This window comes from Bacillus sp. SJZ110, from assembly GCF_006715455.1.
In the GTDB taxonomy this organism is placed as follows: domain Bacteria; phylum Bacillota; class Bacilli; order Bacillales; family Bacillaceae; genus Bacillus; species Bacillus subtilis.
The window spans coordinates 1-11,101 of sequence record NZ_VFNF01000014.1; the positions used below are offsets into that span (position 1 = coordinate 1).

Sequence of the window (11,101 nt, forward strand, 5' to 3'; positions counted from 1 at the left end):
CGTACCTCGACTCGACGATTGACTAGTTTCCCTTGTGAACTAGGATTTTCGTGTGTTTATTATTCAGAAACAGCATTCCAATAAAGGAGGGGACATCACATGTCATACAGAAAACTAGGACGTACGAGTGCACAGCGTAAAGCTATGCTTCGTGATCTTACAACTGATTTGATCATCAACGAAAGAATCGAAACAACTGAAACACGTGCGAAAGAACTTCGCTCTGTAGTTGAAAAAATGATCACGCTTGGCAAACGCGGTGATCTTCACGCTCGCCGTCAAGCTGCTGCATACATCCGCAACGAGGTTGCAAACGAAGAAAATAACCAAGATGCACTTCAAAAATTATTCTCTGACATTGCAACTCGTTACGAGGAGCGCCAAGGCGGATACACACGTATTATGAAGCTTGGTCCTCGCCGTGGTGACGGAGCACCAATGGCAATTATCGAATTGGTTTAATCACATATTTTTGTGTATCTAAAGAAGGGCGGGACAGTTTCTAACTGGATCTATGCCCTTTTTTTAGATACTGCAACTTTTAATAGAGAGAAAAGCAGAGCATTAGCTGAGAGGAGGCCGGTTTTCCATGAATCAAAATCAGTTGATATCGGTAGAGGATATCGTATTTCGATATCGGAAGGACGCAGAAAGACGAGCACTAGACGGCGTCTCCCTGCAGGTGTATGAGGGTGAATGGCTTGCAATAGTAGGTCATAACGGTTCAGGGAAATCAACACTGGCCCGGGCATTGAATGGTTTAATTCTTCCTGAATCAGGCGACATTGAGGTTGCCGGGATTCAATTGACAGAGGAATCTGTTTGGGAAGTGCGTAAGAAGATAGGTATGGTCTTTCAAAATCCGGATAACCAATTTGTCGGAACGACTGTTCGCGATGATGTGGCTTTTGGTTTAGAAAACAATGGTGTACCGCGGGAAGAAATGATTGAGAGAGTAGACTGGGCAGTAAAACAGGTGAATATGCAAGATTTTCTCGATCAAGAGCCGCACCATCTCTCCGGAGGCCAAAAGCAGAGAGTTGCGATTGCGGGGGTTATTGCCGCACGTCCTGATATTATTATCTTAGATGAAGCAACATCCATGCTTGATCCGATCGGGCGAGAAGAAGTGCTTGAAACGGTAAGACATTTAAAAGAGCAGGGCATGGCGACTGTCATATCCATTACACATGATCTGAATGAGGCAGCAAAAGCAGACAGGATCATTGTCATGAATGGCGGTAAAAAATATGCTGAAGGGCCGCCTGAAGAGATTTTTAAATTGAATAAAGAACTTGTTCGAATTGGGCTTGATTTACCCTTCTCATTTCAGCTTAGCCAGCTTTTAAGAGAAAATGGACTGGCTTTGGAAGAAAACCATTTGACTCAGGAAGGGCTGGTGAAAGAGCTGTGGACATTACAATCAAAGATGTAGAGCATCGTTATCAGATGAAGACGCCGTTTGAGCGCCTAGCACTGTATGATATCAATGCATCGATTAAAGAAGGAAGCTACGTAGCCGTTATCGGGCATACAGGCTCTGGTAAGTCCACTCTTCTTCAGCACCTAAATGGTCTCCTGAAGCCGACGAAGGGACAGATATCACTAGGCAGCACTGTCATTCAGGCAGGGAAAAAGAATAAAGAACTGAAAAAACTTCGTAAAAAAGTCGGAATCGTTTTCCAATTTCCTGAGCATCAATTATTCGAAGAAACAGTTCTTAAAGATATTTCATTCGGACCGATGAACTTTGGTGTTAAAAAAGAAGATGCTGAACAAAAAGCGAGAGAGATGCTGCAGCTTGTAGGTTTATCAGAAGAGCTTTTGGACAGGTCCCCCTTTGAATTAAGCGGGGGACAAATGCGCAGAGTTGCAATTGCCGGCGTACTTGCAATGGATCCTGAAGTGCTTGTTCTGGATGAACCGACTGCAGGTTTGGACCCAAGAGGGCGAAAAGAGATTATGGATATGTTTTATGAGCTTCATCAGCGTGGGAACCTGACGACGATCCTTGTGACACACAGCATGGAGGATGCAGCTGCATACGCTGATGAAATGATTGTTATGCATAAAGGAACGATACAAGCATCAGGCAGTCCGCGTGATCTGTTTTTAAAGGGTGAAGAGATGGCCGGCTGGGGGCTGGATCTTCCTGAAACAATAAAATTCCAAAGACACCTTGAAGCTGTACTGGGTGTGAGATTTAATGAGCCTATGCTCACAATGGAAGATGCCGCTGCTGAAATCCGTGCTCTTTTTCAGGGGGAGAAGACTTTATGATGGACAGCATGATTATCGGCAAGTATGTACCGGGGACTTCACTTGTGCACCGGCTTGACCCCAGAACAAAACTGATCACGATCTTTTTATTTGTCTGCATTGTATTCTTAGCCAATAATGTTCAGACATATGCGTTGCTTGGTTTATTTACAATTGGCGTCGTTTCTTTAACAAGAGTTCCTTTCTCTTTTTTAATGAAAGGGCTGAAGCCAATCATCTGGATTGTCCTTTTTACGTTCCTTCTTCACATCCTTATGACACATGAAGGACCGATTATCTTTCAAATAGGTTTTTTCAAAGTCTATGAGGGCGGTCTGGTTCAGGGGATATTCATTTCTCTTAGATTCGTCTATTTGATTTTAATCACAACTTTATTAACGCTTACGACTACACCGATTGAGATTACCGATGGAATGGAGCAGCTGCTGAACCCATTGAAAAAATTAAAGCTTCCTGTTCATGAGCTGGCTCTTATGATGTCAATTTCTTTACGGTTTATTCCGACACTGATGGAGGAGACAGATAAGATCATGAAGGCTCAGATGGCGCGAGGCGTTGATTTTACAAGCGGGCCTGTCAAAGAAAGAGTGAAGGCTATTGTCCCGCTTCTTGTCCCGCTCTTCGTCAGCGCATTTAAACGCGCCGAAGAGCTTGCGGTGGCAATGGAAGCAAGAGGCTATCAAGGCGGAGAAGGACGTACGAAATATAGAAAGCTTGTATGGACAGGAAAAGACACTTCTGTCATTGTCAGCTTAATTGTATTAGCTGCTTTGTTATTTTTCTTAAGGGCTTAGAGGTGCTGTATGAGACTGAAATGCACGATTTCTTATGACGGACATTTGTTTAACGGTTATCAGGTTCAGCCGGGCAAAAGAACGGTTCAGGATGAACTGGAGAAGGCTTTGGCTGTCCTGCATAAGTCAAAAGACAGAATTCCGGTCGTTTCGTCTGGAAGAACAGACAGCGGGGTTCACGCAGCCGGACAGGTGATTCATTTTGACACTCCACTGTCTATCCCGGCTGAGAGATGGCCATATGCCTTAAATGCACTGCTTCCGGACGATATCGCAGTCAAACAGGCAGAAATTGCGGATGATGGGTTCCATGCACGATTTAGCGCAGTCAAAAAAGAATATCGCTACTTTGTATACACGGAGAAACACCCGGACGTATTTAAACGGCATTACGCTTACCATTTTTCATATCGCCTTAATGTGCAGGACATGAGAGAAGCGGCAAAGCATCTTATAGGGACACATGATTTTACGAGCTTTTGCGCGGCTAAAACAGAAGTGCAGGACAAGATAAGAACGATTTACGAACTTGATTGGACTGAGACGGCTGACGGCCTGCAAATGCGGATCACAGGCAGCGGTTTCTTATATAATATGGTCAGAATTATTGCGGGTACTTTGCTTGATGCAGGTATTGGAAAAATTTCTCCCGATGATGTGAAATCCATGCTGGAAGCGAAGGATCGCGAAGCGGCAGGGCGCACAGCGCCGGGGCACGGGCTATATTTGTGGAACGTTTACTATGACAACTAAACCAGGTGTATAATATTTTCTTGACAGAGTCTGCATAAAGTTATAAGATATCATATGGTATGTATTTCAACCCCACGATAAGCCCCGGAACTTATTGTGTTGTGAAATAGAACGTAATCGAAGTTTATTGAAAATGACAGATCATTTAGGAGGGAAATTCAATGCGTACAACACCTATGGCTAACGCAAGTACTATTGAACGCAAGTGGTTAGTTGTTGATGCTGCTGGCAAGACTTTAGGTCGTCTTTCTTCAGAAGTTGCAGCTATCCTTCGCGGAAAACACAAACCAACTTACACACCACACGTTGATACTGGAGATCATGTGATCATCATCAACGCTGAAAAAATCGAGTTAACTGGTAAAAAGTTAACTGACAAAATCTACTACCGTCACACTCAACATCCAGGCGGATTAAAATCAAGAACTGCTCTTGAAATGCGTACAAACTACCCTGAGAAAATGCTTGAGCTTGCTATCAAAGGCATGCTTCCAAAAGGTTCTCTAGGTCGTCAAATGTTCAAAAAATTGAACGTATACCGTGGTTCTGAGCATCCACACGAAGCACAAAAACCTGAAGTTTACGAACTTCGCGGTTAATTAAAAAGGAGGTTACCAATTTGGCACAGGTTCAATATTACGGTACTGGCCGTCGTAAAAGCTCTGTAGCGCGTGTGCGTTTAGTTCCAGGAGAAGGCCGTATCGTCGTTAATAATCGTGAAATCAGCGAACATATCCCATCTGCAGCTTTAATCGAAGATATCAAACAACCATTAACTTTGACTGAAACAGCTGGCACTTATGATGTTTTAGTAAACGTACATGGAGGCGGCTTATCTGGTCAAGCTGGAGCAATCCGTCACGGTATCGCTCGTGCTTTGCTTGAAGCAGATCCAGAATACCGTACAACTCTTAAACGTGCAGGTCTTCTGACTCGTGACGCTCGTATGAAAGAACGTAAAAAATACGGTCTTAAAGGCGCTCGTCGTGCACCTCAGTTCTCAAAACGTTAATTTTACGTTTTCAAAAAGCTCTCGACCTTGGGTTGGGAGCTTTTTTCTTTTTTCTTTTAATAAACGTGGCCAGCTCCGCATAAAAATAACACTGAATGGACGCTTGACGGGGTTAAACAAATTGTTTGTTTATAAACGGTCTCACTGTAAAAATCATGATAGCTTTCATTTTTATTCAATTGGAAGTTCGGTCAATGTTTATTATCGTTATGTCGGCAGCCCAGCTCCATTTAACCACTGTATCTCATCCGTTAAAGTTCACTGCTGATTAACCCGGAGAAACAATAGCTCTCATTGCTAATGGCTTTATGTAACGAAGTAAAAGTAAATCTGATGATATAAATCACATATCTCCTTTGTGATTTTTTTGCGTTTTTATGAACTTTTTTCTAAATATGCAAAGGGAAAGCGATATCAATCTAGAAATATTTGTTATACTCTATACATTAAAGTAAGGAGAAGATTCATGAATGCGTTAGTAGCTCATAATAGCAAAGCCTGGGATAAAAAAGTAGAAACAGGCAATGAATGGACTGTTGCTGCTGAGCAGCAGGTTATCGAACAAGCAAAAAAAGGCAATTGGGATATAAGGGTAACACCAATGAAAGATGTACCGAAGGATTGGTTTCCGCCGGTCAAAGGTCTGAAAGTACTCTGTTTAGCATCAGGCGGTGGCCAGCAGGGTCCAGTTTTGGCAGCCGCAGGCGCGGATGTCACCGTATTAGATAACTCAGAAAAACAGCTGAATCAGGATAGAATGGTTGCTGAGCGAGATGGTCTCACGATACACACTGTCAAAGGAAGCATGGACGATTTAAGTGTATTTAATGATGAATCATTTGATGTCATTGTACATCCTGTTGCCAATGTTTTTGTTGAGAATGTCCTCCCGGTATGGAAGGAAGCGCACCGTGTGTTGAAAAGGAACGGTGTTCTAATCTCGGGTTTTGTCAATCCTGTTGTATTTCTGTTTGATACAGAATTAGAACAGCAAGGTGTTTTAAAAGTAAAACACTCCATTCCATATGCTGACCCAGAAGATCTTCCGAAACATAGAGTGAAAAAACTGATCGAAAATAATGAGGCTCTGGAATTCGGCCATTCCTTAGAAGACCAAATCAAAGGCCAAATTGATGTTGGTTTTATCGTTACTGGTTTTTATGAAGATAAAGGCGGGTTTGTATTAGACCAATATATCCATACATATTCTGCAACAAGAAGCGTGAAAGTATGAAAAGCAGCGACCTGTTAGAGGGGCTGCTTTTTTCATAACTAATTACAGAACGTTTGTTCCTGACCCTGTGGAAGGCTGATTTTTTATCGATTTTACACCTTCATTTGGGCGAATTTCCAACCGAATTCGGGCATTGTTTCATCATCCAAACCTCAAAATAATCGATAAAAGGAGAGTGAATTTATATGGCAGAAGTACTGTCTTTTATGGATGTGAAACGCCAAAAGGATTTTGAATTAGAAAAGAACTTGCTCAAAGAACTCTCTCTGAGACAAATTATCCAGTCTGTTAAGGATTGTTTGGAACCATTATTTCCATTTTTACATGATGAACGAGATATTATTACTGAAGGCTGTATTGATTTTGCGATTGAAGCTTATTTGTTAGGCGGGCGTTTTGGGATATTCGGCTATTACGGAGAATCCATGCAAAGTATCAGTGCCCGCTCTGCAAGAGAAGAAGAAGAGCTACGTATGGAGTTTTTTGATTATCTCTATAATTGGATACACGAGCAATACGCAACATTTGATAAAAACACGGTTTATGAAGCGGCACGCAAGTTCATTAAAGATTGGTGGACAGCGGGGTTTGTTCAAAGAGAAAAACAGTGTAAGCTTCGCATGCGATAATCATATTTCCCGGCCCTGTCCCATAGTTATGTAATAACGGACAAGCGGGAGGGGAAGGGATGAGGAAAAAGCTTAAATGGCTCAGTTTTTTGCTAGGCTTCATCGTATTACTATTTCTGTTCAAATATCAGTTCAGCAATAACGACTCTTGGAAGCCGTGGAGCCTGCCCTTGAGCGGTAAAATCATTTATCTAGATCCAGGTCATGGCGGGCCTGACGGCGGAGCAGTCGGCGGAAAGCTGTTAGAGAAGGATGTTACCCTGGAAGTGGCCTTTAGAGTCAGGGATTATCTTCAAGAACAAGGAGCGCTTGTTATCATGACCAGAGAAAGTGATACTGATCTCGCTCCAGAAGGAACAAAAGGCTATAGTCGACGAAAAGCTGAGGATCTAAGACAACGAGTCAAATTAATAAACCATTCAGAGGCGGAGCTCTATATCAGCATTCATCTTAATGCGATTCCGTCACAAAAATGGAGCGGAGCCCAAAGCTTTTATTACGGGAAATATGCGGAAAATGAGAAAGTCGCAAAATACATCCAGGATGAGCTGAGAAGAAATCTGGAAAACACAACCCGGAAAGCAAAGCGGATTCATGGCATCTACTTAATGCAAAACGTCACCAAACCGGGGGCGCTTATAGAAGTCGGATTTTTATCCAATCCAAACGAAGCAACGCTGCTCGGTAAACCGAAATATCAAGACAAGGTGGCATCTTCCATATATAAAGGCATTTTGCGATATTTCACAGAAAAAGGAGACCCTCCGGAGTAATGGAGGGTTTTCTTGTGGTTCTAAGCATAAGACACCCGCCATTTATGTATGATATAATAATAATTGTAAACGAATACACAAAAGGGTGAGGTTCGATGATAAGAGAAGATGAAGTAAGAAAACTAGTCGGAGAAATGCGCGAACCTTTTCTTCAAAGACCTCTGGGAGAATTGGATGCCGTTAAGGAAATTAAAATAAAGCCTGAAAAACGGCATATCAGTGTAAAAGTCGCTCTTGCAAAAACAGGAACTGCAGAACAAATGCAGATTCAGCAAGAGATCGTAAACGTATTAAAAGGGGCAGGAGCTGAGACAGTCGGCCTTCGATTTGAAGAGCTGCCTGAAGAAACGGTTGCTAAATTCCGGGAGCCGTCAGCTGAGAAAAAAACATTATTAAATATGGATAACCCGCCAGTCTTTCTTGCTGTAGCAAGTGGAAAAGGCGGCGTAGGCAAGTCAACTGTGTCAGTAAACCTAGCTATTTCTCTGGCTCGTCTAGGGAAAAAGGTTGGTTTAATTGATGCGGATATTTATGGGTTCAGTGTGCCGGACATGATGGGTATCACTGTGCGTCCAACAATTGAAGGAGAGAAACTTCTTCCTGTTGAACGCTTTGGAGTAAAGGTCATGTCAATGGGCTTTTTCGTAGAAGAAAATGCCCCGGTCGTATGGAGAGGGCCGATGCTCGGCAAAATGCTGAATAACTTTTTCCATGAAGTAGAGTGGGGAGAAGTAGACTATATTGTTCTTGATCTTCCGCCTGGTACAGGGGACGTTGCTCTCGATGTACATACAATGCTTCCGAGCTGCAAAGAAATTATCGTATCTACGCCACATCCGACAGCTGCTTTTGTCGCGGCCAGAGCGGGCTCTATGGCGATTAAAACCGATCATGAGGTCGTGGGTGTTATAGAGAACATGGCTTATTATGAAAGTGCAAAGACAGGGGAAAGAGAATATGTGTTTGGAAAAGGCGGAGGAGATAAACTGGCTGAGGAACTAAACGTGCCTTTACTCGGCAGAATCCCATTGAAACAGCCCGATTGGGATAAGGACCAATTTGCTCCGTCTGTTTATGACGAAAATCATCCAATCGGAGAAATATATCAGGACATCGCAAAAAAAATAGATGCAAAAATGTCAGTGCAGGTATAAAAGGTGAACCGGGATTCCAGATCCCGGCTTTCCCTTTATTCACTTTCTTTGGCCGTGTCTTTTGCTGCTTTTTTCAGTTCATCTTCGAACTGTTTTTTGTAAAGCGGACTAGAAAGTGTTTCGTTAATAACCTCTTCTAAATAACTGCGGAATTCTTGGCTTTTTGCCAGCTGGCTGTACTTTTTATCCATGCCGGGATCCTGCATAACGCTCATCAGCATCTTCTGGTAATCTGGATCCTTCATCAGCTTTTTAATCACTTTTTCATGCTCTGTTTGAAGAGTTTTGGCAAAGCCCTCAGCAAAATCAGTGTCTTCAAAGATGTTTTTCCAAAATTCTTCACCTTTTTTAGATGTGAGTGTTTTTTCTATTGTTCCTTTAATTGCATCTTGGTCAATCACCAGCGCTTCATTCATGGCATCATCATTTAATAATTCCTTAATAGCTTTCTTTCCATCATCAGTTTTTAATATATCAACAACCATTTTTTTGGTCTGATCATAGTCCATATCCGCTGCTTGGTCTTTTGGAGCGCAAGCTGTTACAGATAATAATAAAAAACAGCTCATCAATAGCGTTTTGGCTTTTGACATGCTTAAGCTCCTTTCACATACTTGTCTTACCTTTAATATGATTCATCTGTTTGGAATTATACATAACAAAATATCGCTGTTCGCGATTTTTGAGGGGATGAATAAAGAAATGAAAAGCCGTGGTTTAGTTCGTTTTTTCTTTTCTATTTTAGCTGTCGGGGCGCTTATCACGAGTATTGTGGGTTTTGCTTTAAAATGGGGAGAATATAGAGGGCTGTTTCTGACATTTGAAGCGGGACAGATTTTCTCTGTTTTATTTTGGTTTATCGGTGTAGGCATGATTTTCAGTGTGATCAGCCAAATGGGTTTTTTCGTGTTTTTAACAGTCCATCGGTTTGCGCTTGAGATATTAAGGTCCTCCTCTTTGTGGAATTTGCTGCAGTTGTTTTTCATCCTGTTTGTTGCTTTTGATTTAATGTACGTGCGTTTTTTATTTTTTGGAGAGAGCGGAGAATCGCTGGCTGGGTATGCGTGGTTACCGGTGTTTTTATTGATCTTTGGAGTGATTACAGCTTATATAAAGCAAAAGCAGTCCTCTAAGAAAACATTTGTGTCATCGTTGTTTTTGATGGTTGTGATTACCGCATTAGAATGGTTCCCTGCATTAAGAGTAAATGATGAGGACTGGCTTTATTTAATGCTTTTTCCGTTAATGGCATGTAATGCCTTCCAATTGCTGATGTTGCCGAAGTTTGCAGCAAAGTAATTACTTTACCTCTGCGGATTTGGCATCAGAATTTGCGATGAGATCACCCACGGTTACATTTTTTAATCCTTTTTCTTTCAGCTGATGGATGATATCAGGCAATGCTTCTTCTGTTTGTTTTGCCGAATCGGAGGCATGTAAAAGAATAATGTCTCCACCGGAAACTTGCTTGGTCACATTGTCGATGATTTTTTCAACTCCGGGATTTGTCCAGTCTTGCGAGTTCACACTGTAATGAACGACTGTATAATTGTATTGCTTTGCGACCTTTAGAACATTCTTATTGAATTGGCCGGTAGGGGGTCTTAATAGCTGTATGTCTTTGACCCCTAACTTTTCAAAGGCTGTTTGCGCACGGTTCATGTCCTTTTTTATTTCGCTGCTCTCTAAATTGGCATAGTTTTTATAAGCGTAGCCCATGCTCCCGATTTGATGTCCGTCCTTTACGATACGGGCCACTGTGTCGGGATGGCGTTCTGCCCAAGAAGCGGACAGGAAAAACGTTGCGTTTTTAATCCCGTTTGCTTTCAGAGTATTAAGTATCGGTTCTGCTCTCTCATCACCCCAGCTGATATCGAAAGTAAGTGAAATATCTTTAGAGTCTGTTTCTCCTTTATAAATGGCTTTAGGTCCGGTGTCAGTTGAAAACACGGGAAGCGGGACAGCTCTTTGGATATAAAAAAAGCTGGCAGCTGCAAATGCGGCGATAAGTATAATAATTAATTGTTTTACCCGTTTAATGTGCCACACATAGAAGTGATTCACTGATGATGCCTCCTTATCTTGTCCATCATTCTTGTTTTACATCTTATGAGCATGGACAATTGAATATAACCGATAAAATGTCTCTTCACATACAGCCTAAATTGGGTGTTGACCTTTTGATAATATCCGTGATATATTATTATTCGTCGCTGATAAACAGCTGACATCAACTAAAAGCTTCATTAAGTACTTTGAAAAAAGTTGTTGACTTAAAAGAAGCTAAATGTTATAGTAATAAAGCTGCTTCGTTAAGCGGCGGTAATGATCTTTGAAAACTAAACAAGACAAAACGTACCTGTTAATTCAGTTTTTAAAAAATCGCACAGCGATGTGCGTAGTCAGTCAAACTACTTTATCGGAGAGTTTGATCCTGGCTCAGGACGAACGCTGGCGGCGTGCCTAATACAT

General features: G+C 41.9%; 14 protein-coding genes. 12 read left to right on the top strand and 2 right to left on the bottom strand.

Features of this window, described 5'->3' with window-relative positions; translation table 11 throughout:
* The first annotated feature begins 99 nt into the window (after positions 1 to 99).
* From rplQ to salA, 11 genes are all read left to right on the top strand, one after another.
* The gene (rplQ, locus tag FB592_RS20765) at positions 100 to 462 is read left to right on the top strand and encodes a 50S ribosomal protein L17 (protein WP_003225836.1); all 363 of its coding nucleotides are present in this window, start codon (positions 100 to 102) and stop codon (positions 460 to 462) included.
* Between the two features lie 127 nt (positions 463 to 589).
* Entirely contained in the window at positions 590 to 1,435 is an 846-nt protein-coding gene (locus tag FB592_RS20770; protein WP_004399689.1) for an energy-coupling factor ABC transporter ATP-binding protein, read from the top strand.
* Positions 1,411 to 2,280 (top strand): energy-coupling factor ABC transporter ATP-binding protein, encoded by an 870-nt coding sequence (locus FB592_RS20775; RefSeq protein ID WP_021482003.1) that lies wholly within the window; start codon positions 1,411 to 1,413, stop codon positions 2,278 to 2,280. Before FB592_RS20770 ends, FB592_RS20775 begins: the two co-directional genes overlap by 25 nt.
* A complete protein-coding gene (locus FB592_RS20780) occupies positions 2,277 to 3,074 on the top strand; it encodes an energy-coupling factor transporter transmembrane component T family protein (protein ID WP_004399656.1) in 798 nt (265 codons plus the stop codon). Before FB592_RS20775 ends, FB592_RS20780 begins: the two co-directional genes overlap by 4 nt.
* Before the next feature lie 9 nt (positions 3,075 to 3,083).
* Positions 3,084 to 3,827, top strand: coding sequence for a tRNA pseudouridine(38-40) synthase TruA (truA, locus tag FB592_RS20785; RefSeq protein WP_021482002.1), 744 nt, complete (start codon positions 3,084 to 3,086; stop codon positions 3,825 to 3,827).
* Positions 3,828 to 3,988: 161 nt separating this feature from the next.
* A complete protein-coding gene (gene rplM / locus FB592_RS20790) occupies positions 3,989 to 4,426 on the top strand; it encodes a 50S ribosomal protein L13 (RefSeq protein ID WP_003241966.1) in 438 nt (145 codons plus the stop codon).
* Between the two features lie 20 nt (positions 4,427 to 4,446).
* A complete protein-coding gene (gene rpsI, locus FB592_RS20795; RefSeq protein WP_004399691.1) occupies positions 4,447 to 4,839 on the top strand; it encodes a 30S ribosomal protein S9 in 393 nt (130 codons plus the stop codon).
* Positions 4,840 to 5,305: 466 nt separating this feature from the next.
* Positions 5,306 to 6,073, top strand: a complete 768-nt coding sequence (locus FB592_RS20800; protein ID WP_038827774.1) for a class I SAM-dependent methyltransferase — start codon at positions 5,306 to 5,308, stop codon at positions 6,071 to 6,073.
* Between the two features lie 185 nt (positions 6,074 to 6,258).
* Positions 6,259 to 6,702: a YbaK family protein gene (locus FB592_RS20805; protein WP_003235118.1), complete on the top strand. Its 444-nt coding sequence runs from the start codon at positions 6,259 to 6,261 to the stop codon at positions 6,700 to 6,702.
* A gap of 59 nt (positions 6,703 to 6,761) precedes the next feature.
* On the top strand, positions 6,762 to 7,475 hold the full coding sequence (cwlD, locus tag FB592_RS20810) for an N-acetylmuramoyl-L-alanine amidase CwlD (protein ID WP_015252979.1): 714 nt from the start codon (positions 6,762 to 6,764) through the stop codon (positions 7,473 to 7,475).
* 95 nt (positions 7,476 to 7,570) lie between these two features.
* A complete protein-coding gene (salA, locus tag FB592_RS20815) occupies positions 7,571 to 8,629 on the top strand; it encodes an iron-sulfur carrier protein/transcriptional regulator SalA (RefSeq protein WP_038827773.1) in 1,059 nt (352 codons plus the stop codon).
* 35 nt (positions 8,630 to 8,664) lie between these two features.
* Here the strand turns inward: salA and gerD are convergent, their stop codons facing one another.
* Positions 8,665 to 9,222 (bottom strand): spore germination lipoprotein GerD, encoded by a 558-nt coding sequence (gene gerD / locus FB592_RS20820; RefSeq protein ID WP_003235126.1) that lies wholly within the window; start codon positions 9,220 to 9,222, stop codon positions 8,665 to 8,667.
* A gap of 109 nt (positions 9,223 to 9,331) precedes the next feature.
* On the opposite strand from gerD, the gene kbaA reads away from it, so the two are divergent.
* Complete coding sequence (gene kbaA / locus FB592_RS20825) at positions 9,332 to 9,928, top strand: KinB-signaling pathway activation protein (RefSeq protein ID WP_004399693.1); 597 nt, start codon at positions 9,332 to 9,334, stop codon at positions 9,926 to 9,928.
* Here the strand turns inward: kbaA and pdaB are convergent, their stop codons facing one another.
* Complete coding sequence (pdaB, locus tag FB592_RS20830) at positions 9,929 to 10,693, bottom strand: polysaccharide deacetylase family sporulation protein PdaB (RefSeq protein WP_003235130.1); 765 nt, start codon at positions 10,691 to 10,693, stop codon at positions 9,929 to 9,931. It lies immediately after the preceding gene.
* Positions 10,694 to 11,101 lie beyond the last annotated feature (408 nt).